Raw genomic sequence first — 22,993 nt, 5'->3', positions numbered from 1 at the left:
AAAAAACGAACCAGCTGTTACTGATTCGTTTCGTTACTATCACTACTTCCGATACATCTTAAATTGTAGGAAGAGGTCACTGTAGATTCCTGTCCATTTATGGTCAAATTTTTCATAAACTTCTAGGTGTTTCATTGTATCTGCATCGGGATAGAAGGACTTGTCCTCTTTTGTCTCCTCTGGGAGCATTTCCTTAGCAGCATTGTTTGGTGTTGAATAGCCGACATACTCTGCATTTTTTAGAGCATTGTCAGGTTTTAACATAAAATTGATGAAGGCATAGGCTGCATCCTGGTTCTTGACAGTCTTAGGAATGACCATATTGTCAAACCAGAGATTGCTTGCCTCTGTCGGAACGACATAGCGAAGATTTTCATTTTTCTCTAGCATCTGACTAGCTTCACCAGAGAAGGTCACACCGATGGCAGCATTGTTCTGAATCATGTAACCCTTCATTTCATCGGCTACAATTGCCTTGATATTAGGAGTTAGCTCATACAGTTTATCAACCGTTTGTGATAGTTGTTGAGGATCTTTTGAGTTGAGACTATAACCCAAAGAATTGAGTCCGAGTCCAAGCACTTCACGCGCCCCATCAAAGAGCATGATAGAATCCTTGTATTCTGGTTTCCAAAGGTCGTCCCAGTGTTCAGGCGCTTCTTCCACCATAGTCTCATTGTAGACGATTCCCAAAGTTCCCCAGAAGTATGGAATAGAGTACTCATTGTTTGGGTCAAAGGACTGGTTAAGAAATTCAGAACCGATATTCTCAATGCCCTCAATCTTACTATAATCCAGCGGAACCAGTAGGTCCTCATCCTTCATCTTATTAATCATGTATTCACTCGGGATAGCAATATCATAGGTTGTTCCACCCTGCTTGATTTTCGTGTACATGGCTTCGTTGGAGTCAAAGGTCTCATATTGAACTTGGATTCCTGTTTCTTCTGTAAATTTCTCCAGAAGTTCAGGATCGATATAGTCTCCCCAGTTGTAGATGACCAGTTTTTGACTATCACGACTATTGATTTTACGGTCAAGATGATAGGAAATTCCCCACAAAACAAGGATAATGGCTGCAATTCCTGCTAAAAATGAATAGAGTCGTTTCATGCTTGCTCCTCCTTATCACGTGAAATGAAGTAATATCCAATAACCAGGATAATACTAAAGAGAAAGACCAAGGCTGAAAGAGCATTGATTTCCAGCGAAATTCCCTTACGAGCTCGAGAGTATATCTCAACTGACAAGGTTGAAAAACCATTTCCCGTTACAAAGAAAGTCACAGCAAAATCATCTAGGGAATAGGTGAATGCCATGAAGTATCCTGCAATGATAGACGGCGTTAGGTAAGGAAGCATAATTTCCTTGAACATCTGGAACTGACTAGCTCCAAGGTCATAGGCTGCATGAATCATATCTCCATTCATCTCTTTTAATCGAGGCAAAACCATGAGCACTACGATAGGAATCGAGAAGGCCACGTGACTAGAAAGAACCGTCAAAAAACCAAGCGAAAACTTGAGTTGGGTAAAGAGAATCAAGAAGCTAGCACCAATCATAACGTCGGGTGCAACCATGAGGATATTATTGAGTGATAGAAAGGCTTCTTGGTATTTTTTACGTGATTGGTAAATGTAAATGGCACCGAAAGTCCCAATAACAGTCGCAATCAGGGCTGATAGGAAGGCTAGTAAAAAGGTCTGAACCAAGATCAGCATGAGTCTTCCATCTCCAAACATGGTTTCAAAGTGAGACAAACTAAAGCCTGTAAAGCTATTCATATCATCCCCGGCATTGAAGGCATATCCGATCAGGTAAAAGATTGGCAAATAAAGGACGATAAAGACAAAGGCTAGGTAAAGATTTGATAATTTTTTCATCGTTCTCTCCTTTCCTTAGTCACCCACATAGTGATAAACATAGTCAGGATAAGAACCACACCGATAGTTGAACCCATACCATAGTTGTCATTGGTCAAGAAGTTCTGCTCGATGGCAGTCCCCAAAGTAATCACTCGGTTCCCCCCAATCAAACGGGTCAACATGAAGAGACTCAAACTTGGGATAAAGACAGATTGAACCCCACTTCTTACCCCATTCATAGACAGAGGGAAGATAACATGACGGAAGGTTTCCCACTTGGTTGCACCAAGGTCATAGCTGGCATTGATGAGATTGTTATCCATATCATCCAAAACGTTGAAGATAGGCAAAATCATAAATGGAAGCTCGATGTAGCTTGCAACAAAGATAAATGAGAAATCTGTAAAGAGCAACTGCTGCGAACCAATTCCGATAAATTCTAAGAATTGGTTAATAGAGCCATTTTGACCAAAAATTCCGATAAAGGCATAGGCCTTAAGGAGTAGGTTGATCCAAGTTGGCAAGATGATGAGCATGAGCCAGAGTTGACGGTGTTTGAGACGAGTCAAAAAGAGGGCTGTTGGATAACTGATAAGAAGCGTCACTAAAGTCACAATCCCTGCATAGAGAACAGAGTTGAAGCTCATTTTGAGATAGGTTAAGTTTTGTGACGCAAAATAGGATTTATAGTTTTCTAAACTAAACTGACCTTCGATGTTGAAAAAGGATTGTCCAAAAATCAAGACCAAGGGTGCCAATACAAAGAGCGCAATCCAAAGCATGTAGGGCACTACAAAGAGTTTAGAGGTTGTTTTCTTCATCTCTTTCCTCCTCAATAGCGTTAATCAAACCTGCTTCTTGCTCTTCGATTTCTACGTACTCTTCGATACGAGCATCGAACTCTTCTTCTGTTTCATTGAGACGCATGATGTGGATGTCTTCTGGTTCAAAGTCCAGACCGATTTCCTCACCAACGATTGCCTTACGAGTTGAGTGAATCATCCATTCATTGCCAAGTTCATCATAGGCGATAATCTCATAGTGAACCCCACGGAAAAGCTGCGTATCAACCTTAACTTGAAGTTTTCCTTCTTCTGGAAGGGTAATGCGCAAGTCCTCTGGGCGAATCACGACTTCGACTGGTTCATTTGGCTTCATCCCACCGTCGACCGCTTCAAATCGTTTGCCGTTAAACTCGACCAAGTAGTCCTCAATCATAGTTCCAGGCAGGATATTTGATTCACCGATGAAGGTTGCAACAAAGTGGTTGATGGGCTCGTCATAGATGTCAACTGGTGTTCCTGACTGAACAATTTCACCGTCATTCATGACAAAAATCCAGTCGCTCATGGCCAAGGCTTCTTCCTGATCGTGAGTAACAAAGACAAAGGTGATGCCCAAGCGTTGTTGCAGTTCACGTAGTTCGTACTGCATGTCTGTCCGCAACTTCAAGTCAAGTGCTGACAAAGGCTCATCCAAGAGCACTACACGAGGCTGATTGATAATCGCACGCGCAATAGCTACACGCTGGCGTTGTCCTCCAGATAGTTTACGGATTGAACGTTTTTCGAAACCTTCCAACTGTACCATTTTGAGAACTTCTAATACACGTTGTTCGATTTCTTTTTTATCGACCTTACGCAAACGCAATGGAAAGGCAACATTTTCAAAGACATTCATATGCGGAAACAAGGCGTAAGATTGGAAGACAGTATGAACATCTCGCTTATTGGTCGGGATATCATTGATTCGCACGCCATCCAGTAAAATATCTCCAGTCGTTGCGTCTAGCAAACCTGCAATGATATTTAGGATAGTTGATTTTCCTGAACCAGATGCTCCTAGCAGTGTATAAAATTTCCCTTCTTCCAACTCAAAATTAATATCTTTGAGAACCTTAGTGTTGCTATCTTCAAAAACTTTTGAAACGTTTCTGAATTCGATAATTGGTTTTTTCAATTCCTCTAAATTCCTTTTTCTTCGTAAATTAACAGATTGGGACCTTGTTAGTATGCTAGACACAAGCGTAGGAAATAAAATGACCTAAACCTCATTTAGCGATAAAATCCCAATCTTTTAATGCTATGTAAAAATAATGTTATTCGTGTTCACCCAAGATACGAACCTCTCGCTCAAGGGTAACACCTGAATGTTCTTTAACTTTTTCAATGACAGACTCAATTAAGTCTTCATAGTCTCTTGCTGTCCCATCAGCTACATTAATCATAAAGCCTGCATGCTTTTCTGAGACTTCGACGCCACCGATACGGTAACCTTTTAAACCAGCTTCTGAGATTAATTGTCCTGCAAAATGCCCGACTGGACGTTTAAAGACAGAACCACATGATGGATATTCCAATGGTTGTTTGAGTTCTCGAAGGTGGGTCAAGCGGTCCATTTCTTGATTAATAGTCTCATAATTCCCTAGAGATAGTGCAAATTTAGCTGATAAGACTACTGCTCCAGAATCTTGGATAGCTGAATGACGATAACCAAAGGTCAAGTCTTTAGCAGATAGGGTTTCGATTTCACCTTCCTTAGTCAAGATTTGACAAGACTGGAGAACATGAGCAATCTCACCACCATAAGCGCCAGCATTCATAAAGACAGCACCACCGACGCTTCCTGGAATACCACAAGCAAACTCAAAGCCAGTCAAACTATGACGTAGAGCAATACGAGTGGTTTCAATCAAGTTAGCTCCAGCTTCTGCCTCAATGGTATAGCCATCAACAGAGACATTATTAAGCTTGTCACACATGATTACAAAGCCACGAACTCCGCCTTCTCGGACGATAATGTTACTTGCATTTCCAAGAACCATCCAAGGAATGTTTTCCTGATTGGCAAACTTGACTACACGAGCCATCTCATAGCGATTGCGTGGAAAAACTAAATAATCTGCCTTCCCTCCAACTTTGGTATAGGTATAAGTTTTTAGCGGTTCATCGAATCGAATATCGATTCCTTCTAGTGTTTCTTTTAGTTTATCTAATACGGTCATTTTCCCAATCCTTTTATAAAATTCATTCCATTATACCATTTTTAGCTCTATTTTTCGATGATTTGGTTAGCTTTTTCAAAAGCTCAAACTAAAAAGAGGATGAACCTCTTTTTTGTATTATTGCTTTTTATAAAAGATCGATTTTGTAAAGTAAATAAAAATAATAACTTCCACTGCTAACAATCCTTCTACGAGAAGGGGATTTGACAACCAGCCAACTTGAGATAGGCTCGGAGCCAAATCAAATAGGGCGTGTAAACCATAAGCAGCTACTAGGTAAATCCATTTCTTTTGGCGAACTGCTTGATAAACCCAGAAAGAGAGACCGATTTGCATAACAAGAGCAAGCACACGCTCAACACCGAGTAAATAAACCTGCCATCCAGATAGAGATTGTACTGTTTCAAGTGTATTTTGGGGAAGGAGATTTGCCAGATCTGGATTTGAAGACTCTAATAACGAAAAGAGGATCAAAAGACTAATCAAGCTTCCCATTCCGAGGTAGAGCAATTCCAAGCCACCATGCCCCAATCCATAAGCAAGGGCATCTGAATCTTCCAAAGTTCTTTTCTTCTCCAACCATTTAAAGAAAATAAGTCGAGCTGTTTCTTCAAACAAAGCAGCCATACAGATCCCATAAATCACATAGAGAAGGGGATTTCCCGTCATGAGTGGAACTGTCCCATCCTTTTGTGGATGAAGAACCAAGAGATGAACGATTTTCTCTAAGACCTGAGATGAAGCAAAAAATGCAACTGCCCCAAGTCCCAAAACTGCAAAATTAATCTTGTATTTCTTTCTTGCGTACCAAACTGCTGCAATGAGAACGGCAAACAAGGCCAGCATCGTTATTATTACATGAATTTTCATATTTGACTCCTATTATTCTGCCTGTTCGATATCTTTTTTCATCTCGTCAACGTTAAACTTAGCAAATAGATATTGACGATCCTGAACAGGAAAACGTTGATCCAACTGGTCAACAGCTCCCACTTCTACAATACCTTCCTTGATGACAAAGTCCATGACGTGACCACCAAAGGTTAGGTCATCTGAGATAAAGTGTAGATGGTAACCAGCAACACTAACTCCATGGAAAATTTCAGGTGTCCAAAAACCAACGATAGTTCCTGAAACATTGTCGCAGCTATATTCAGGCTGATGTGTCGCAACCTCAGCAAACTTCGTTTCAGTTGTTGATTTTGGAATCATGCGAACATGCATGTGTTTAAAATCACCATGAATCTTGATGGAACGGAAAAGATTCTCTCCATCATAATAGGACTCAATACGTTTTTCAAGTTCCTGATCAGTCATTTCAAAACGCTGACGGAAAATAACTTCTGCCTGGTGGGGTACAACTGCTGCATAGGGAATCAAAGCATCTGGTGAAACTTCCACAATTTCAGGTTTCTCACCTGATCCCTTAGCCTGATAAGCTTTCCCATCTAAGACAATCAATTCTCCATCGATAGAATCCAGGGTTCCTAATCCTAAATCACCATGTTCAAGCAATTCACCAACGGTCATGGTTCCTCCGTAAAGTCCCGCCATCAAGGCTCCCAAAGTATTGTATTGGAATAATTTTACTGGTTCTTGCACCTTCATCATCTCACTCTTCTTTGAAAATTTTACTTACTAAGTATATCACATTTCTGATTAGAATTGAATGCTAGACTGCCTTTTAATACTCAATGAAAATCAAAAAGCAAACTAGGAAACTAGCCGCAGGTTGCTCAAAACACTGTTTTGAGGTTGTGGATAGAACTGACGAAGTCAGCTCAAAACACTGTTTTGAGGTTGTGGATAGAACTGACGAAGTCATTAACATATATACTGCAAGGCGACGTTGACGCGGTTTGAAGAGATTTTCGAAGAGTATAACATTGCCAAACTTCTAAAAAAAAGGTACAATGTAACAAAATCGAGAGAGGTCTGGGATGAAGCAAGAAAGCAAGTATGAACAAGTCGTTCACTATCTAAAAAATGAGATAGAATCAGGTAGATTTCCCACTGGAAGTCGCCTACCATCTATCCGAAAACTTAGTCAAGATTTTCACTGTAGCAAAGACACCATACAGCGCGCACTCTTAGAACTCCGATACGAGAAATATATCTACTCAAAACCTCAAAGTGGTTATTATGTATTGGAGCAACAAACCAGTCATGAAGACTTAATTATCTCAGTTAACGATGAACACGCAGCGGCCTATGATGATTTTCGTCTGTGCGTCAATGAAAGCTTGATTGGGCGAGAAAATTATCTCTACAACTACTATGAACACCAAGAAGGCTTAGAAGAATTACGAGAGTCTGTTCATTCCTTGCTCTTTGAACAAGCAATCTATAGCAAACCAGACCAGTTAGTCATGACAACTGGAACCCAACAAGCACTGTTTATTCTCTCTCAGATTGATTTTCCAGGTCAAGCTCAGGAAATACTGGTCGAACAACCGACCTATCATCGGATGAACCAGCTACTACTAGCTCAAAATATTCCCTATCAAACCATTGACCGTCGAGTAGACGGTATTGACCTAAACAAACTTGAGGAACACTTTAAAAGCGGAAAGATTAAGTTTTTCTATACTATTCCCCGTTTCCACTATCCTCTGGGGCATTCTTATTCTGAAGAGGAAAAACTTGCTATCCTTGACTTAGCTGCCAAATATCAGATTTATATCGTTGAGGATGACTACCTAGGTGACTTGGATCCTAAAATGGGACAAACCTTTCATTATTTAGACCAACATGATTTGGTCATCTATATCAAATCCTTTTCTACCAGTCTTTTTCCTGCCCTTCGAATCACTGCCCTTCTTCTTCCAAACACTATCAAGGAAGCTTTTGTGACCTATAAAAACATTCTCGACTACGATAACAACCTTATCATGCAAAAGGCTCTATCACTCTACATCGATAGTCAACTCTTTGAGAAAAACAGACTAGCACGACTGGCACTGCAAGAAAAAAGTCAGGAGCACATCCAACAGCTCTTACAAAGGTATCCCATTTCCCTACCGAGCTATCCACTTCATGATGGGCTTTTGCTTGATCTCAGGAACTATCCTAGCATCGCTAGTCTTAAACACAGCCCTCTAGAACTCGACTTCTTCGAATCTTCCTATCTAGCGAACTGCCCTTATCACTTTGCAAAAATTTCCTTAGAAAATATTGAAGAAACATTAAGCTATTTAAAAACAGAGCTGGACTGAAATCCAACTCTGTTATTTTTTTATTGTTCTACTTCTGTTAGCTTAGCAGCTTTTTCAAGATAAGTTTGGTAAGTTCCGTCATCTTTCAGTTTCTGGATGACCTTATCAACCACTTCCTTCAAATCTGAGTTACCTTTTTTGATAGCTACAGCATTTGCTTCGCCTTCTTTCATAGTCAAGTTTACTGTAGCCACTGCCAAATCTGAGTTCTTAGCAGCATAGCTTAATGCTACTGGCTCATCCATATGAACGGCATCTACTTTACTAGATTGAAGCTCGTTGACTGCTTCTCCCATGTTTGTCAAAGAAGTCAACTGTGCCTTTGGAAGTTGCTCTTTAACCATAGATTCAGGAACAGTCCCTTTCTGAGCTGCAATATTAGCACTTGCTAGAGAATCCAAATCCTTGTATTTTTCAAGATCTGATTTTCTGATAAGGAAGCCAATTTTATTTTCATAGTAAGGAATTGAGAAATCAAAGACTTCTTGTCTTTCTTCAGTTGCACTGATTCCCGCAATTGCTAGGTCTGCTTTTCCTGTTTGAAGACTGGTCAAGACATTATCAAAACTCATGCTTGAAACTTCCAATTTCACTCCAAGTTCATCAGCGATTGCTTGCGCCATGTCAATATCCGCACCTACGACTTGGTTTTTACCATCCACAAGTGCTTGAAACTCAAAGGGAGCATAGTCGGGACTAGTTGCGACCACTAATTTTCCTTTTTGCTTGATGGCCTCCACTGCAGACTGCGAGCTTGAGCTAGACGATTGGCAAGCTACCAATAAGAAGCTTGCAAGAAAACTACATAAGACAAATATCCATTTTTTAAAATTCATAAATAAACAACCTCTCTGTTAATTTTGAATAATTATAACTCTATCTACTTCGTTTGTCAAGCATATTCTAAATTTTTATGAAAAATTTTCAATTTTTGTTTCAAAAAAAGAGCTTTTACTTACTAACAAGCTCCTTTATTTGCATAATTAATCAATCTTACAATTCAACAATCTTACCTGTTTCAAAGTAAACAACCCATTCACAGATATTTTTTGCATAGTCACCGATGCGTTCCAAGTAAGAAATGACTTGGAAATAATCACGACCTGTGACGATAGCTTCTGGATGTTTTTTTATTTCTTCTGTAGCTAGGTCTCGAATATTATCAAAGTAATGGTTGATAGTTTCATCCATGGTTGCAACTTCATAGGCTTGATCCATAGAACCATTCAAATAAAGTTCTAAAGCGGCTTCAACAAAGTTTTTTACTTCACGACCCATTTTTTTAATTTCATCTTCAACTGCAGGGATACGCTGCTCACCCTTCATACGAATCGTTGCTTTTGCGATAGATACTGCATGGTCACCCATACGTTCTAAGTCTGACACAGCTTTTAGAACTGTTAAAACTGTACGTAAGTCTTGTGAAACTGGCTGTTGTAGGGCAATCATTTCAAATGATTTCTTTTCAAGTTTCACTTCGTATTCGTTTACTTCTGCATCTTCCTCAATGACTTCTTTAGCCATGTCACGGTCATGCGTTACAAAAGCACGTACGGTACGATTGATTTGGGAAAGAACTTCTTGTCCCATAGCATAAAACTGATTATGCAATTTCTCTAAATCTTCTTCCAATTGAGAACGTAACATCATTTATCTCCTTATCCAAATTTTCCTGAAATATAATCTTCTGTTTCCTTGTGTTGTGGGTCGAGAAACATCTTCTTGGTATCGTTAAACTCAATCAAATCTCCATCTAGGAAAAATCCTGTCTTGTCAGAGATACGAGATGCTTGCTGCATAGAACGAGTAACCAAGAGCATGGTGTATTTGTCTTTTAGACCATACAAGGTTTCCTCAATCTTACCAGCAGAAATAGGGTCCAAGGCTGAAGTTGGTTCATCCAAAAGGATGATTTTAGGACTAGTCGCCAATACACGTGCTACACAAACACGTTGCTGTTGACCTCCTGAAAGACCAATAGCAGAGTCATGCAAGCGATCCTTAACCTCATCCCAGATTGAAGCACGCTTTAAAGCTTTCTCCACTGCTTCATCCAAAACGTTCTTATCTTTTTCTCCATTAATTCTTAGTCCATAAACAACATTTTCGTAGATAGACATTGGGAATGGATTGGGTTGTTGGAAAACCATCCCGATTTCCTTACGTAATTCAACCGTGTCGGTACGCGGACTATAGATATTATGCCCATTATAAACCACTGATCCAGTTGTCGTCACTTCAGGATTTAAATCTCCCATACGATTGATAGCCTTTAGAAGTGTTGATTTCCCAGATCCAGACGGACCGATAAGGGCCGTAATTTCCTTGGGTTGGAAGGATAAGGAAACACTATTCAAGGCCTTCTTTTTATTGTAATAGACTGACAGGTCTGAAACCTGTAAAATCGGTTCTGTCATACTGTTTCCTCTCTAACCAAAGTGTCCAGTTACATAGTCATTTGTTGACTGTAGCTTGGCATTTTGGAAAATATTTGCAGTTTTATCATACTCAATCAAGTCACCCAGGTAGAAGAATCCTGTATAATCACTAGCACGCGCAGCTTGTTGCATACTGTGAGTTACGATGATAATGGTAAAGTCCTTCTTCAACTCCAACATGGTTTCTTCAAGTTGAGCTGTCGCAATCGGATCCAAGGCTGATGCTGGCTCATCCATTAAGAGAATGTCTGGTTTTACAGAAATAGCACGCGCGATACAGAGACGTTGCTGCTGACCACCTGAAAGCATCAAGGCTGACTTATGAAGGTCGTCTTTAACCTGATCCCAGAGGGCGGCCTGACGAAGTGAAGTTTCTACAATTTCATCAAGAACCTTCTTATCCTTAACACCTGCACGTTCATGTGCAAAAGTGATGTTGCGGTAAATAGATTTAGCAAATGGATTTGGACGTTGGAAAACCATTCCGATGTGTTTACGCATTTCATAAACATTGATTTCAGGACGGTTAACGTCAATACCTCGATAGAGAATCTGTCCTGTCACCTTTGCAATATCAATGGTATCATTCATACGGTTGAGACTGCGTAGGTAGGTTGATTTCCCAGATCCTGATGGACCAATCAAGGCCGTAATTTTATTTTTTTCGAATTGCATATCCACGCCCTTGATGGATTCATTTTTACCGTAGTAAACATGTAAATCCTTAGTAGAGAGGGCCACTTTTTCTTCTGGAAAAGTAATAATATGCCTTTCATCCCAATTATATTTCGACATGGCTTCTCCTTTAGGCAGCAGTTAATTTCTTATGTAGATAGCTTCCGAGTTTTCGTGCTCCAAAGTTAAAGATTAATATAAAGATTAAGAGCACCGCTGCAGAACCTGCTGAAACAAGAGTTCCATCAGGAATAGTTCCTTCACTGTTGACTTTCCAGATGTGGACGGCCAAGGTTTCTGCTTGACGGAAGATTGAGATTGGACTGGTTACACTAAGGACATTCCAGTTAGACCAGTCAAGGGCTGGTGCTGATTGTCCTGCTGTATAGATAAGGGCGGCTGCTTCACCAAAGATACGACCTGATGCAAGCACAATACCCGTTACAATACCAGGTAGGGCTTCGGGGATAACGACATGAAGAACTGTTTCCCAACGAGAAAGCCCAAGCGCCAAACCAGCCTCACGTTGCGTATGGTGAACGTGTTTCAAACTATCTTCAACATTACGCGTCATCTGTGGAAGGTTAAAGACAGTCAAAGCCAAGGCACCAGAAATAATGGAAAATCCATACTCGAACTGGACTACAAAGATGAGGTAACCAAAGAGACCGACAACGACTGATGGTAGAGATGACAAGATTTCAATACAGGTACGAACGAAGTTGGTAACACGACCTTTTTTAGCATATTCAGCCAAGTAAATTCCAGCTCCCATTGATAGAGGTACTGAGATAAATAAGGTAATGACCAAAAGGAAGAAGGAATTATAGAGCTGAATCCCAATACCACCACTTGCTTGATAAGAGGATGATTTCCCTGTCAAGAAAGACCAAGAAACATGAGGCAAGCCTCGAACCAAGATATAGAGAATCAAGGAAGCAAGGATGGTCACAATGATTCCTGCGATGGTATAGAGGACAGCTGTAGCAAGTTTATCTAATTTCTTAGCGTGCATAGTTTTTCTTTCCTCTTTCTTTCGTAATCAATTTAATCACACTGTTAAAGGCCAAGCTCATCAAAAGCAATACTAAGGCTAGTGACCAAAGAACATTATTATCAACAGTTCCCATAACAGTATTTCCGATACCCATGGTCAAAACAGAGGTCAAAGTCGCAGCAGGTGTTGTCAATGAAGTTGGGACAACGGCTGAGTTTCCGACCACCATCTGAATAGCTAGTGCTTCACCGAAAGCACGCGCCATACCAAAGACTACTGCCGTAAAAATACCTGAACGTGCCGCCTTCAAGGTTACACGCCAGATAGTCTGCCAACGAGTAGCTCCCATAGCTAAACTAGCTTCACGGTAGTGACGAGGAACTGCACGTAAGCTATCAGTTGTCATAAAGGTTACAGTCGGCAAGATCATAACAAAGAGAACGAAAATCCCTGATAAAATACCAAAACCTGTTCCACCAAAGACACTACGTACAAATGGTACGACGACCTGCAATCCGATAAATCCATAAACTACTGAAGGAATCCCAACTAGGAGTTCAATGGCAGGTTGCAAAATCTTTGCCCCTTTTGGTGATACTTCTGTCATAAAGACTGCAGCCCCAATGGCAAATGGTGTTGCAATAAGAGCTGATAGGATGGTAACAATAAAGGAACCCAAAATCATGGGAAGGGCACCAAATTGTTTCCCTGAAGGATTCCATGTTTGGCCAAGAAGGAAATCAAAGATATTAACCCCATTGACAAAGAAGGTCGACAAACCTTTTTGGGCTACGAAAATCAAAATCATGGCTACAATGATGACAATCAAAGAAAGGCAGGCAAAAGTCAGACTTTTCCCTAATTTCTCAAGACGAGAGTTCTTTGACGGAGAGAGCAATTTTTTAGATAATTCTTCTTGATTCATTATTGGCTCCCTTCTATTGCTGTCACAGTACCTGCAGCATCTTTTTCAACCTTCATTTCCTTAACTGAAATATAGCCCATTCCTTTAACAATTCCATTCTGCGCTTCGTCCGAAAGAACAAAGTTTAAGAACTCGGCAACCAATTCATTTGGCTCACCAAGTGTATACATATGTTCATAAGACCACAAGGGCCAATTGTTAGTGGTTACATTCTCTGAGATTGGCTCATAACCATTAAGTTTAATAGTCCCAACCGAATCATCAACATAAGCGAAAGCTAGGTAGGAAATAGCTCCAGGTGTTTGGGAAACGATCGACTTCACCATACCGTTTGAATCTTGCTCCTGACTTTGTACCGCTGACTGACCATTCATAATCACACTGTCAAAAGTCGCACGAGAACCTGAGCTCGCAGCTCGGTTGATAATAGAGATAGCTAAATCTTTACCACCAACTTCTTTCCAGTTGGTAATTTCTCCTGTAAAGATTTGTCGGAGCTGGTCTGTCGTCAGATTATCGACATCTACTTCTTTATTAATAATGACAGCTAATCCAGCAACAGCAACCTTATGGTCAACTAGCGCGGACGCATCGATACCATCTTTCTCTTCAGCGAACACATCAGAGTTTCCAACATCAACTGCACCAGACTGAACTTGAGATAGTCCAGTACCAGATCCACCACCTTGAACATTAACTGTTTTACCAACGTGTGCGGACGCAAATTCATCTGCTGCTGCCTCGACTAAAGGTTGAAGGGCAGTTGAACCGACAGCCGTCATAGACTCCCCACGATCAATCCAACTTGCACATCCTACTAACGAACCAGCAAGTAAAAGAGTCGCAAGAGAGAGTGTGAGTTTTTTAAATTTTTTCACTATTTGTCTCCTTGAAAATAATGATGAATAGCTTGGAATTTCGCCCTATTTTTCTATGTTTTATGCAAAAAATCCATACTTCCACTATAACATAGAATACTAATTTTGACTAGTTTTTCACCTTAAACCTCAAGCCCTTAGGGAAATAATTCTTCAATGTATTTCCTGTCACTTTTGCAAAACCTAAACCATTTCCAGCAACCAAAACTTGGTACCACCCATTTGGCAAAGTTTCAGATAATTGAACTGTTTCACCAGCTACATATTTGACAAAGTCCTCTTGATGAATTTCAATTCCTTGATTAACTTGACTTGGTTTCAAAGCTAGGCCAAGTGCAAAACTTGGTTCAAAACGTTTTTTCTTAAAGGTTCCAAGATGAAGTCCGTTTCGTGCAATTCTTAGTTTTCCTAAATCTGGTAGACCTTCTGGCAATAAATACAGTTGGTCGCCAAAAACCTGTAAGACTCCAGCCAGTTTCTCTTTTAAATGTTTCTTCTCAAAATCCTGCCATAAGGAAATCTGTTCTCGAGAGAGGTTGGATTTAGAAGGCTTGAACTTAGAGACTTTATTTTCCCCTCGAAATTGCAAATGGGCAACAAACTGTCCTTCTCCCTTAAAGTGATGTGGATACATTCTAGCTGTCTCTGGAAAATCAATCCCAGGGACCATTCCATTGATATGTTGAACTGGGATCAATTCAAAATCATAGCTATCCAGTAACCATTGGATAATTTCTTCATTTTCCTCTGGAGCCCAGGTACAGGTAGAATAGACCAAACGACCACCATCAGCCAACATGGTGACTGCATCCTCTAGAATTTCACGCTGCAAGTCAGCACATTGGCTTGGATATTCTACACTCCAATAATCCATAGCATCTGGCTGTTTTCGGAACATTCCTTCTCCAGAACATGGAGCATCTAGAACAATTAGGTCAAAATATCCCTTAAACACTTTAGCCAAACGATCGGCAGATTCATTGGTCACAACTACATTTGACGCTCCAAACCGTTCCATATTTTCAACCAAAATCTTTGCTCGCTTGCTAGAAATTTCATTGGAAACAAGAAGACCTGCGCCTGCAAGATAGGCTGCCAGTTGAGTGGATTTACCACCGGGAGCCGCTGCCAAGTCCAAGACCTTCATACCTGGTTTTGGTTGAGCTACTTGTGCAACCATTTGTGCAGCAGGTTCTTGTGAATAGACCAAGCCTGTTACATGTTCAAGAGATTTCCCAGAAACCTTGCCATAATAGCCCCAGGGTGTATTTGGAATAGCATCTGAAAAAGAAACTTGACTTTCTTTTAAGGGATTGATGCGAAAGGCGGAAACTGCCTCATCATCAAAAGAGGCAAGAAAAGCTCTTGCCTCATCTCCCAATATTGCTTCATATTTTTTTACAAATCCTTCTGGAAATTGCATGTAAGTTTATTTCCTTTCATAGATATAGGATTGAATTTCTGCCAACTTGTCTGTTGGAACCATCATAATTGGTTGTCGTGTCTGAAAATCCACCGGCTCTCCATTTAAGGTTACAATCTGATAACCTAAACTTTTTCCAATGATACCAGCTGCCGCATAATCCCAAGGTTGGAGATAGGTGATATAGGTCAATAGCTGACCAGATAATATTTTTGAAAAACTAATAGCTGCACTTCCATATATTCGTACACCAAGTGAAGCATTGGCCAAGTTTGCTACACCCCAAGCGTTTGTTTCCAACATACCAGCATTACTCGCAATTAGAAAATCTCGCAAGGGCTTATCCTTAAAATTAGGCAAGGGTTCTTCATTGAGACAGGCCCGAAAAGCACCTCCTCCATGATAACAATGACCTTTCATGACATCATAAATGATCCCAAACTGACCCACACCGTTTTCAAAATACGCTACCATAATGGCGAAATCTTCACCTTGTGCGACAAAGTTGTTAGTACCATCAATAGGATCAATGACCCAAACAGATCCATATCCAACTGAAGCACGCAGACAGCCCTCTTCTGCACAAAATTGGTCATCAGGATAATGCGAACGAATCCTATCAACCAAAAAATTCTGAACTTCCTTGTCCAAACGAGTCACCAAGTCTGTAGGAGATGATTTTCTCTCAATATGCAATTCTTCCTGCATGTGAGCTAGAATATAGTCTCCTGCTTCCTTGACAATCTCTTTGGCAAACACAAATTTATTTTCCAAGCGAAATCTTCCCTTCCCCTTGTTCTTTGGCCAATTGGACAGCTCGATAGAAGGAGTAACCACTCGCAGTTTCAAATTCACGGCCCAAGCGTTTTTCTTCACTCTTGCTTGGAACAACCGCTTTGAATCCCTTATAGGAATCTAGTAGTTTTTTTGCCTCTACCTTAGTCTCATAGGCAGCTTCAACATCATTAAAAAAAGAAAGCACTGAAGCAAGTTCTTCAGTGCTCCACGACAAATCTAGTGGGTAACTATACTGTTTATTCATCTAATTAATACCAGCTCTCAATGTAGCTTCTTTCAGTTCTTGTTTACGGTAACTACGAGGGAGAAAAGCACGAATCTCATCTTCATTAAAACCGATTTGCATCCGCTTTGCATCAATAATAATCGGACGACGCAAAAGACTTGGATACTGCTCAATTAAATGAAGCAACTCCGATACTGAGATACTCTCTACATCAATATTCAATTTTTGAAAAATCTTTGAACGAGTCGAGATGATGTCATCAGTACCATTTTCGGTCAAGGAAAGAATGTGTTGCAGTTCTTTTCTCGTTAAAGGGCTGGTCATAATATTATGCTCTTGGAAGGGCACTTTATGCTTCTCAAGCCAGGCCTTTGCTTTACGACATGATGTACAACTCGGTGATAAAAATAGTGTAATCATGCTTTCCTCTTCTTTACATACTTTTCTATTTCTATTATACAAAAAAATAAAGCGCTTGACTAGTTATTTCCGTAAAAAAACCTACTTTTTCAAGAAAAATAGGGTTTTTGGAATCACATATGAATGTTTTGATTAAATATAGAAATATTCATGTTACAAACGATAGTTTCTTCCTACATTTTATTTGGAATCAGTAATACTTTTCTTCACTTATCTATTTGTTTTTCGACTCTGTAGGTACATAAATCCAAAAATCAATTCATACAAGCAGAAAAATAGGAGAAAGGCATGGAGGAAAAAGTTCTCTGGTAGGATAAGAATGACAGGATCCTTTGCTGGATCAAACAACCAGGTATCATCACCTACAAATAGAATTTGATGAAACAAGGTAAAGAATTGTTCAAAACCAATGAAGACACCAACTAAACCAAGAGTCAAAGGTAGAGAAAGCATGATTAAGATTCCTCTACGATAAAGTGACAGAAAACCCTTCCGAATAACTTGCTTCCAAAAAAGATAGAAAATCGGTAGAGTTACTACTGCTACTCCTTGAGCAAAATGGAAAAGTCCCTTTACAACCACAAAGTGGTGAATACCAGAGGCAGACGAAGGAAAATCCGGCATTTCCAATACTTGTCTCAATGGATTGGTCAAATAATCCATCAAAACATTAAAATTATGCTGGATGGTCTGAGGTTGCAGATGAACACGATTTGTCAAGTTTAACCAAGAAATCTCCAGAGGGTAAACCAACCAAGACAGGTAGATGGTCAACAAAATAGCAAGCGAGAGGAGAAAGAGAAGACTTCCTACAAAAGTAAATTTAGTTTTCATCGAAATTCCACTCCGCTAGACTTGAGAGGACATGGGTTGGGGCGATTGGTAAATCCGCTACTTCTTCAGGTTTTGTAAATCCTGTCGTCACCAAAAGACTTGGAATGCCATTGTCAATGCCAGCTCGAATATCAGTCAGGTAATTATCTCCCACCATGACAATTTCTTGACGCTCAAGTCCTAGATGTTCAACAGCCTTGTCCATAATAATCGCATTAGGTTTTCCAATATAAACTGGTTTTACACGAGTTGCTGCTTCAAGAAGAGTAATCAGTGAACCAGCACCAGGCAAAAGTCCACGTTCCGTTGGAATATTTAAATCTGGGTTGGTACCGATAAAGTGAGCACCTTTATGGATAGCTAGGGTTGCCTTAGCAAATTTTTCATAGTCTACTTGCCAGTCCAAACCAACAACCACATAGGCTGGATTTTCTTTATCTTCGACATACCCTGCTGCTTGAATGGCCTCCTTTAGGCCTGCTTCTCCGATGACATAGACTGTCTTTTCAAGTCCTAGGTCATTCATGTAATCAATTGTAGCTAAAGTTGCAGTATAGATCGTCGATACAGGTGTGTCAATGTTAAACTGATTGGCTAACATCTCTTGAACACTTTCAGGTGTACGAGTGGTGTTGTTTGTTACAAAAAGATAAGGAATCTCTCTTTTTTGTAACTCATGAACAAAAGCTTCCCCTGCTGGGATTCTATCTTTCCCCTTATAGATTGTTCCGTCTAAATCAATTAAATATCCTTTATAAGTCATACATTTCCTTCTAATCTTTGTTAATTTCTTGCCAAGTTATCTTTGCTTGAGCATTGATATCGCCATCACTTGAGACTTGGTGATTGCTTTCTAGTTCATTCAATTCATAACTAGAAGTAATCATACCACCTGGTCGAACTTCCTTGACATACTTGAGGTTGATTTTTTTAGGAATATGATTGGTTAGGAAATCTGCCCCCATGACCTCAAAAATCCAGTCCAGGTATTTGCTGTTATTGACGTGACCATTCATATCTAAGTCATAGAAACGAACGTGGTAGTCCTTGCTTATCGCTTCTTCCAGCTCTCTATATTTTGGCCCACGGACCAGTTTCTTAGAAAACTCAGATTGATAAGGGGCGACAATTTCTGGTACTACAGGATTAACCTTTCGACTTTCACGATCCATAAGGACAAAGGTAGCTAGCATATGAATGATTTCTTGACCAGCTTCATCGTAAATAGTAAATCGGCGGTAGCAAAAGAGACGATTATAGGTCAAGGCTTCAGTTTCAATAGTGATTTCCTCAGCAAAACGAGGCAAACGAACCACATCAATGTCATAATCCGTGATAATCCAGACCAGATTATACTGTTCTAAAACATCCTTGTCACTCACTCCCAGTTCAATTGACTGCATTCCTGATACTTGCAGGGACAACAAAATAACATCTGGCAACTTGATATGGCCATTCATATCAGCCATATCAAAAGGAATTTTCATCTTCATTTGATAAGTTAAGCCCATAATTTTACTCCAATATAAATCGTTCTGCTACTGTATCTCCTAAAAAGAGACCTCTCTTAGTCATGCGAACACTGTCACCATCAAGCTGTATGAGACCTTGTTGAATCAAGTCTTTGACGATTTCTCCATATAGTTCCTGGAAAGACCGTTCGAATTTTTCTTCAAAGCGTGCCATGGAAACTCCTGACTTCTTGCGAAGGCCGAGAAACATCTCTTCTTCCATTTGTTCCCTTAGACTCAGGTGTTCTTCATTGATACGGGCACTCCCCTCTTCTACCTCCTTTAAATAATGGCGAATCGGACCATGGTTTTTATAGCGAACACCGTTTACATAGCCAGATGCCCCCGCACCGATACCATAATACTCGGCATTATCCCAGTACATGAGATTATGTCGACTTTCAAAGCCTGGCTTAGAAAAATTAGAAATTTCATAGTGCTCAAAGCCAGCTTTTTCTAGCTCTGCAATGATATACTCAAACATCTCTGCTTCTAATTCTTCCTTAGGAAGAGGTAATTTCCCGCGTCTCATACGGTTCATAAAGACCGTATGATTTTCCAAAATCAAGCTATAGAGGCTCATATGAGGAATATCAAGGGCAATAGCCTTGGCAACATTATCCCTAACCTGGTCCATGGTTTGGTCAGGAAGTGCATAAATCAAGTCAATGGAAATATTGTCAAAACCAGCAAGTTTGAGACGATCGATATTTTCATAAATATCCTTTTCCGTATGACTACGCCCAATCTTTTTCAGCATTTTGTCATCAAAGGTCTGAACTCCTAGTGATACACGATTAACTGCAGAATTTTGCAAGACAGCAATCTTATCAGCATCCAGGTCACCAGGATTAGCCTCAATGGTCAACTCTTCCAACATTGATAAGTCCAGATTTTTAGTCAATCCTTCTAACAAAACTTCCAATTGAGAAGCAGACAAGGCTGTCGGTGTCCCACCACCAATATAGAGTGTACGCAATTTTTGAATATCATAAGAATGAAATTCTTGCAGTAGATGCTCTAGATAGCTGTCTACTGGCTGATTTTTAATAAAGACCTTTGAAAAGTCACAATAATAACAAATCTGTGTGCAAAACGGAATATGCACATAGGCTGATGTCGGTTTCTTCTGCATAGTATTTATTATACCACAAAGAGTTCACTCAAGAAAAAAATCACCATTCTTGATTTTCTAGAAAACCAAGAAATGGTGACTCTATTTTAATTTTCTTGAAGCTCAATGACAATTTCTTGACCATTTTCTTTTTCTTCCACAACTACTTTCTCTTCCAGTTGTGATTTAAAATGATTCAAGGTTTCTTTTGAAGCTTCAGTCGCTTGTTGAGCATGATATTTTGCTTTATCTAATACAGTGTCAAGAGTAATTTCCCCAGATTCAATCTGCTCTTTTGTTTTAAGAACAAATTCTTTGGTTTGTTCTTTGACATCCGTTAATTTTTCACAAACCTGCTCTTTAGCATACTCAGGATCTTCTTTTAGATCTTCTAAAAATTCTTGTGCTTGGCTTCTAACTTGTTTTCCTTTGTCACTTGTTAGAAACAAGGCAGCTGCAACACCTGAAACAGTTCCTAAAAGGATAGATGATAGTTTTCCCATTAGTCAACTCCTTTTTTATTTTTTAAAAAATTTACTTGCAACACGAATAGCAGACAAACCTGCACCAGTTTTTATAGTTTTTGATCCAGCAGATGATGCCTTTTTACTCAAAACACGTGCTTGTTCATTTAGGTCAGAAACAGAAACAGAAAGGTCTGCAACAGCTGTAAAGAGGGGATCAATTGTAGCAACTTTGACATTGATATCATCAACAAGAACGTTGACCTTTGTAAGCAATTCATTTGTTTGATGAAGAGTTACATCTACATCTGATGTTAAAGTTTTAACAGTTTTTTCAGTTTCATCAATTACACGACCAACTTTTTGAAGGGTAATAATCAGATAAACTAAAAAGACAACCAAGGCAATTGCCACAATAATATAAGCCACTTCTAACATTTTAATTCTCCTTTTTTACATTATAAAATGGTGCTTTTTTCCAATTTTGATAAAAGATGATATAAATACCAAGGCCAATCAATAGGGCAGACAACCACTGGGATACTCGGAGTCCAAAGAACATGAGACTATCCGTACGCATGCCCTCAATAATCATACGTCCAAATCCGTACCAAATTAGATAAAAGGCAGTGATATGACCACGACGGATATTCTGTAATCGGCGTCTAAAAATGACAATCAAGGCAAAACCGATCAGATTCCAGATAGATTCGTATAAGAAGGTTGGTTGGCGGTAAGAGCCATCAATATACATCTGATTCTTAATAAAATCAGGTAAGTAATCAAGATTTTCAACGACTGCTCCATAAGCTTCTTGGTTAAAGAAGTTTCCCCAACGCCCTAAACTCTGAGCAATCATGACGCTCGGAGCTGCAATATCTAAGAAATCCCAAGTATTGATTAATTTGCGGTCAGCAAAGATATAGAGAACAATCGCTCCAGTAATTAAACCACCATAAATCGCAAGACCACCATTCCAAATAGCAAAAATCTCTCCCAGATGCTGACTATAATAATCAAATCTAAAAATAACATAGTAGAGTCTAGCACCAATGATGGATAAAGGAAAAGCAATTAAGATAAAGTCCAAAATATCATCAGATAAAATCTTCTTTTTAGGCGCTTCTTTACTAGCAAGATATACCGCTAAAACAAGACCTGAAACGATGCAGAGTGCATACCATCTAACAGCTAAAGGACCAATTTGAAAAGCGATTGGATCAATCATCTTTCACCTCGTTCTTTGCAATCAGATTTGTCAATCTTTCTTCAAACAAGCGAGTAGCATCAAAGCCCATTTCCTTAGCACGATAATTCATAGCTGCTGCTTCAATAACGACAGAAATATTACGTCCTGTTTTTACAGGAATGCGGATACGTGGAATGGCTACTCCAGAAATCTCCAATTCCTCAGCATTATTGCCTAGGCGATCAAAAGTCTTTTGCGTGTCATAATTTTCAAGATAGACAGCTAACTGAACTTGTGAAGAATCCTTAACTGCACTGGCACCATAAAGACTCATCACATCTATAATACCAACACCACGAATCTCAAGTAAATGCTTCAAGATTTCAGCTGGTTCACCCCAGAGAGTCATTTCATCCTTAGCAAAGATATCTACACGGTCATCAGCCACCAAACGGTGTCCTCGTTTCACGAGTTCTAGACCTGTCTCACTCTTACCAATACCACTGTCTCCCTGGATTAACACACCCATACCATAGATATCCATCAAGACACCATGTACACTTTCACGCTCAGCCAAACGAGAATCTAGGTAACTTGACAATTCCCCAGACAGACGACTTGTTGCTGTACGACTCGTTAAAATAGCGATTTTACATTCTCTAGCAGCCTTTAGCATTTCCTCTGGAACTACTAAACCACGCGCAACAATAACTGCAGGTGTTTTCGGTTGGAACAATTTTTTCAAAACCTGGTAGCGGTTATGAGAAGACATACTAATCAGATAAGACCACTCTTTCATCCCCAATAGTTGAATTCGCTCTGGGGTATAGTAGTCAAAATAGCCTGTCATTTCGAGACCTGGACGACAAATATCGCCTGTATTGATTTCTTTTTCAAGTAATTCTGGCTCACCATAGACAATGTCTAGTCTGAGCTTATCAATCACTTCTTTGACTAAAACCGACATAATTTTCTCCTTCAATCGAGTTCTCCCTACTATTATATCAAATTGTAGTA

General features: G+C 39.7%; 27 protein-coding genes. 1 reads left to right on the top strand and 26 read right to left on the bottom strand.

Features of this window, described 5'->3' with window-relative positions:
- Positions 1-42: 42 nt before the first annotated feature.
- The 7 genes from O3633_RS08170 to budA all read right to left on the bottom strand — a co-directional run bounded on the left by O3633_RS08170 (position 43) and on the right by budA (position 6,480).
- The gene (locus tag O3633_RS08170; RefSeq protein WP_371620955.1) at positions 43-1,113 is read right to left on the bottom strand and encodes an ABC transporter substrate-binding protein; all 1,071 of its coding nucleotides are present in this window, start codon (positions 1,111-1,113) and stop codon (positions 43-45) included.
- Entirely contained in the window at positions 1,110-1,883 is a 774-nt protein-coding gene (locus O3633_RS08165; RefSeq protein ID WP_371620954.1) for an ABC transporter permease, read from the bottom strand. Before O3633_RS08165 ends, O3633_RS08170 begins: the two co-directional genes overlap by 4 nt.
- The gene (locus tag O3633_RS08160; protein WP_000754116.1) at positions 1,880-2,686 is read right to left on the bottom strand and encodes an ABC transporter permease; all 807 of its coding nucleotides are present in this window, start codon (positions 2,684-2,686) and stop codon (positions 1,880-1,882) included. Before O3633_RS08160 ends, O3633_RS08165 begins: the two co-directional genes overlap by 4 nt.
- Complete coding sequence (locus tag O3633_RS08155; protein WP_049526954.1) at positions 2,667-3,824, bottom strand: ABC transporter ATP-binding protein; 1,158 nt, start codon at positions 3,822-3,824, stop codon at positions 2,667-2,669. The genes O3633_RS08160 and O3633_RS08155 overlap by 20 nt, the downstream gene beginning before the upstream one ends.
- A 139-nt stretch (positions 3,825-3,963) precedes the next feature.
- Complete coding sequence (murB, locus tag O3633_RS08150) at positions 3,964-4,869, bottom strand: UDP-N-acetylmuramate dehydrogenase (protein WP_371620953.1); 906 nt, start codon at positions 4,867-4,869, stop codon at positions 3,964-3,966.
- Between the two features lie 117 nt (positions 4,870-4,986).
- Positions 4,987-5,739 carry a YhfC family intramembrane metalloprotease gene (locus O3633_RS08145; RefSeq protein WP_371620952.1) on the bottom strand — a complete coding sequence of 251 codons (753 nt, stop codon included), beginning with the start codon at positions 5,737-5,739 and terminating at the stop codon, positions 4,987-4,989.
- A 12-nt stretch (positions 5,740-5,751) separates the two neighbouring features.
- Complete coding sequence (gene budA, locus O3633_RS08140; protein ID WP_049503184.1) at positions 5,752-6,480, bottom strand: acetolactate decarboxylase; 729 nt, start codon at positions 6,478-6,480, stop codon at positions 5,752-5,754.
- Positions 6,481-6,809: 329 nt separating this feature from the next.
- Here budA and O3633_RS08135 point away from each other — a divergent pair, with 329 nt between their 5' ends.
- A complete protein-coding gene (locus O3633_RS08135; protein ID WP_371620951.1) occupies positions 6,810-8,084 on the top strand; it encodes an aminotransferase-like domain-containing protein in 1,275 nt (424 codons plus the stop codon).
- Positions 8,085-8,104: 20 nt separating this feature from the next.
- Here the strand turns inward: O3633_RS08135 and O3633_RS08130 are convergent, their stop codons facing one another.
- The 19 genes from O3633_RS08130 to hprK all read right to left on the bottom strand — a co-directional run bounded on the left by O3633_RS08130 (position 8,105) and on the right by hprK (position 22,943).
- Positions 8,105-8,920 (bottom strand): ABC transporter substrate-binding protein, encoded by an 816-nt coding sequence (locus O3633_RS08130; protein WP_371620950.1) that lies wholly within the window; start codon positions 8,918-8,920, stop codon positions 8,105-8,107.
- Positions 8,921-9,077: 157 nt separating this feature from the next.
- Positions 9,078-9,731 carry a phosphate signaling complex protein PhoU gene (gene phoU / locus O3633_RS08125; RefSeq protein WP_371620957.1) on the bottom strand — a complete coding sequence of 218 codons (654 nt, stop codon included), beginning with the start codon at positions 9,729-9,731 and terminating at the stop codon, positions 9,078-9,080.
- 11 nt (positions 9,732-9,742) lie between these two features.
- Positions 9,743-10,501 carry a phosphate ABC transporter ATP-binding protein PstB gene (pstB, locus tag O3633_RS08120; RefSeq protein ID WP_371620949.1) on the bottom strand — a complete coding sequence of 253 codons (759 nt, stop codon included), beginning with the start codon at positions 10,499-10,501 and terminating at the stop codon, positions 9,743-9,745.
- A gap of 12 nt (positions 10,502-10,513) precedes the next feature.
- Complete coding sequence (pstB, locus tag O3633_RS08115) at positions 10,514-11,317, bottom strand: phosphate ABC transporter ATP-binding protein PstB (RefSeq protein WP_049504357.1); 804 nt, start codon at positions 11,315-11,317, stop codon at positions 10,514-10,516.
- 10 nt (positions 11,318-11,327) lie between these two features.
- Positions 11,328-12,212, bottom strand: a complete 885-nt coding sequence (pstA, locus tag O3633_RS08110) for a phosphate ABC transporter permease PstA (protein WP_371620948.1) — start codon at positions 12,210-12,212, stop codon at positions 11,328-11,330.
- Positions 12,202-13,119 (bottom strand): phosphate ABC transporter permease subunit PstC, encoded by a 918-nt coding sequence (gene pstC / locus O3633_RS08105; RefSeq protein WP_049530894.1) that lies wholly within the window; start codon positions 13,117-13,119, stop codon positions 12,202-12,204. The genes pstA and pstC overlap by 11 nt, the downstream gene beginning before the upstream one ends.
- Positions 13,119-13,997 (bottom strand): phosphate ABC transporter substrate-binding protein PstS, encoded by an 879-nt coding sequence (locus tag O3633_RS08100; RefSeq protein ID WP_371620947.1) that lies wholly within the window; start codon positions 13,995-13,997, stop codon positions 13,119-13,121. The genes pstC and O3633_RS08100 overlap by 1 nt, the downstream gene beginning before the upstream one ends.
- Positions 13,998-14,106: 109 nt before the next feature.
- Positions 14,107-15,420, bottom strand: coding sequence for an RsmF rRNA methyltransferase first C-terminal domain-containing protein (locus tag O3633_RS08095; protein ID WP_371620946.1), 1,314 nt, complete (start codon positions 15,418-15,420; stop codon positions 14,107-14,109).
- 6 nt (positions 15,421-15,426) lie between these two features.
- The gene (locus tag O3633_RS08090) at positions 15,427-16,194 is read right to left on the bottom strand and encodes an inositol monophosphatase family protein (protein WP_371620945.1); all 768 of its coding nucleotides are present in this window, start codon (positions 16,192-16,194) and stop codon (positions 15,427-15,429) included.
- Positions 16,184-16,462, bottom strand: coding sequence for a UPF0223 family protein (locus O3633_RS08085; protein WP_045763367.1), 279 nt, complete (start codon positions 16,460-16,462; stop codon positions 16,184-16,186). The genes O3633_RS08090 and O3633_RS08085 overlap by 11 nt, the downstream gene beginning before the upstream one ends.
- Complete coding sequence (locus O3633_RS08080) at positions 16,463-16,864, bottom strand: Spx/MgsR family RNA polymerase-binding regulatory protein (RefSeq protein ID WP_000631256.1); 402 nt, start codon at positions 16,862-16,864, stop codon at positions 16,463-16,465. It lies immediately after the preceding gene.
- Between the two features lie 210 nt (positions 16,865-17,074).
- Positions 17,075-17,698 carry a TIGR01906 family membrane protein gene (locus O3633_RS08075; protein ID WP_371620944.1) on the bottom strand — a complete coding sequence of 208 codons (624 nt, stop codon included), beginning with the start codon at positions 17,696-17,698 and terminating at the stop codon, positions 17,075-17,077.
- Positions 17,688-18,461 (bottom strand): TIGR01457 family HAD-type hydrolase, encoded by a 774-nt coding sequence (locus O3633_RS08070; RefSeq protein ID WP_371620943.1) that lies wholly within the window; start codon positions 18,459-18,461, stop codon positions 17,688-17,690. The genes O3633_RS08075 and O3633_RS08070 overlap by 11 nt, the downstream gene beginning before the upstream one ends.
- Before the next feature lie 10 nt (positions 18,462-18,471).
- On the bottom strand, positions 18,472-19,209 hold the full coding sequence (locus tag O3633_RS08065; RefSeq protein WP_371620942.1) for an acyl-ACP thioesterase domain-containing protein: 738 nt from the start codon (positions 19,207-19,209) through the stop codon (positions 18,472-18,474).
- A gap of 4 nt (positions 19,210-19,213) precedes the next feature.
- Positions 19,214-20,344 (bottom strand): radical SAM family heme chaperone HemW, encoded by a 1,131-nt coding sequence (hemW, locus tag O3633_RS08060; protein ID WP_371620941.1) that lies wholly within the window; start codon positions 20,342-20,344, stop codon positions 19,214-19,216.
- Between the two features lie 86 nt (positions 20,345-20,430).
- A complete protein-coding gene (locus tag O3633_RS08055; protein ID WP_049508424.1) occupies positions 20,431-20,826 on the bottom strand; it encodes a YtxH domain-containing protein in 396 nt (131 codons plus the stop codon).
- Between the two features lie 15 nt (positions 20,827-20,841).
- Entirely contained in the window at positions 20,842-21,225 is a 384-nt protein-coding gene (locus tag O3633_RS08050; protein ID WP_000895021.1) for a DUF948 domain-containing protein, read from the bottom strand.
- Position 21,226: 1 nt separating this feature from the next.
- Positions 21,227-22,015 (bottom strand): prolipoprotein diacylglyceryl transferase, encoded by a 789-nt coding sequence (lgt, locus tag O3633_RS08045; RefSeq protein ID WP_371620940.1) that lies wholly within the window; start codon positions 22,013-22,015, stop codon positions 21,227-21,229.
- On the bottom strand, positions 22,008-22,943 hold the full coding sequence (hprK, locus tag O3633_RS08040; protein WP_000115134.1) for an HPr(Ser) kinase/phosphatase: 936 nt from the start codon (positions 22,941-22,943) through the stop codon (positions 22,008-22,010). Before hprK ends, lgt begins: the two co-directional genes overlap by 8 nt.
- Positions 22,944-22,993: the final 50 nt, after the last annotated feature.

The sequence above is a fragment of the Streptococcus sp. 27098_8_22 genome (assembly GCF_041432415.1).
In the GTDB taxonomy this organism is placed as follows: Bacteria; Bacillota; Bacilli; order Lactobacillales; family Streptococcaceae; genus Streptococcus; species Streptococcus pseudopneumoniae_M.
This window is presented reverse-complemented; position numbering and strand designations above follow the sequence as displayed.

Bases quoted from the DNA above. Each gene is read 5' to 3' on its own strand.
- O3633_RS08170 (WP_371620955.1), bottom strand. From the start codon at position 1,113: ATGAAACGACTCTATTCATTTTTAGCAGGAATTGCAGCCATTATCCTT.
- O3633_RS08165 (WP_371620954.1), bottom strand. From the start codon at position 1,883: ATGAAAAAATTATCAAATCTTTACCTAGCCTTTGTCTTTATCGTCCTT.
- O3633_RS08160 (WP_000754116.1), bottom strand. From the start codon at position 2,686: ATGAAGAAAACAACCTCTAAACTCTTTGTAGTGCCCTACATGCTTTGG.
- murB (WP_371620953.1), bottom strand. From the start codon at position 4,869: ATGACCGTATTAGATAAACTAAAAGAAACACTAGAAGGAATCGATATT.
- O3633_RS08145 (WP_371620952.1), bottom strand. From the start codon at position 5,739: ATGAAAATTCATGTAATAATAACGATGCTGGCCTTGTTTGCCGTTCTC.
- budA (WP_049503184.1), bottom strand. From the start codon at position 6,480: ATGATGAAGGTGCAAGAACCAGTAAAATTATTCCAATACAATACTTTG.
- O3633_RS08135 (WP_371620951.1), top strand. From the start codon at position 6,810: ATGAAGCAAGAAAGCAAGTATGAACAAGTCGTTCACTATCTAAAAAAT.
- O3633_RS08130 (WP_371620950.1), bottom strand. From the start codon at position 8,920: ATGAATTTTAAAAAATGGATATTTGTCTTATGTAGTTTTCTTGCAAGC.
- phoU (WP_371620957.1), bottom strand. From the start codon at position 9,731: ATGTTACGTTCTCAATTGGAAGAAGATTTAGAGAAATTGCATAATCAG.
- pstB (WP_371620949.1), bottom strand. From the start codon at position 10,501: ATGACAGAACCGATTTTACAGGTTTCAGACCTGTCAGTCTATTACAAT.
- pstB (WP_049504357.1), bottom strand. From the start codon at position 11,317: ATGTCGAAATATAATTGGGATGAAAGGCATATTATTACTTTTCCAGAA.
- pstA (WP_371620948.1), bottom strand. From the start codon at position 12,212: ATGCACGCTAAGAAATTAGATAAACTTGCTACAGCTGTCCTCTATACC.
- pstC (WP_049530894.1), bottom strand. From the start codon at position 13,119: ATGAATCAAGAAGAATTATCTAAAAAATTGCTCTCTCCGTCAAAGAAC.
- O3633_RS08095 (WP_371620946.1), bottom strand. From the start codon at position 15,420: ATGCAATTTCCAGAAGGATTTGTAAAAAAATATGAAGCAATATTGGGA.
- O3633_RS08085 (WP_045763367.1), bottom strand. From the start codon at position 16,462: ATGAATAAACAGTATAGTTACCCACTAGATTTGTCGTGGAGCACTGAA.
- O3633_RS08080 (WP_000631256.1), bottom strand. From the start codon at position 16,864: ATGATTACACTATTTTTATCACCGAGTTGTACATCATGTCGTAAAGCA.
- O3633_RS08075 (WP_371620944.1), bottom strand. From the start codon at position 17,698: ATGAAAACTAAATTTACTTTTGTAGGAAGTCTTCTCTTTCTCCTCTCG.
- O3633_RS08070 (WP_371620943.1), bottom strand. From the start codon at position 18,461: ATGACTTATAAAGGATATTTAATTGATTTAGACGGAACAATCTATAAG.
- O3633_RS08065 (WP_371620942.1), bottom strand. From the start codon at position 19,209: ATGGGCTTAACTTATCAAATGAAGATGAAAATTCCTTTTGATATGGCT.
- hemW (WP_371620941.1), bottom strand. From the start codon at position 20,344: ATGCAGAAGAAACCGACATCAGCCTATGTGCATATTCCGTTTTGCACA.
- O3633_RS08055 (WP_049508424.1), bottom strand. From the start codon at position 20,826: ATGGGAAAACTATCATCTATCCTTTTAGGAACTGTTTCAGGTGTTGCA.
- O3633_RS08050 (WP_000895021.1), bottom strand. From the start codon at position 21,225: ATGTTAGAAGTGGCTTATATTATTGTGGCAATTGCCTTGGTTGTCTTT.
- lgt (WP_371620940.1), bottom strand. From the start codon at position 22,015: ATGATTGATCCAATCGCTTTTCAAATTGGTCCTTTAGCTGTTAGATGG.
- hprK (WP_000115134.1), bottom strand. From the start codon at position 22,943: ATGTCGGTTTTAGTCAAAGAAGTGATTGATAAGCTCAGACTAGACATT.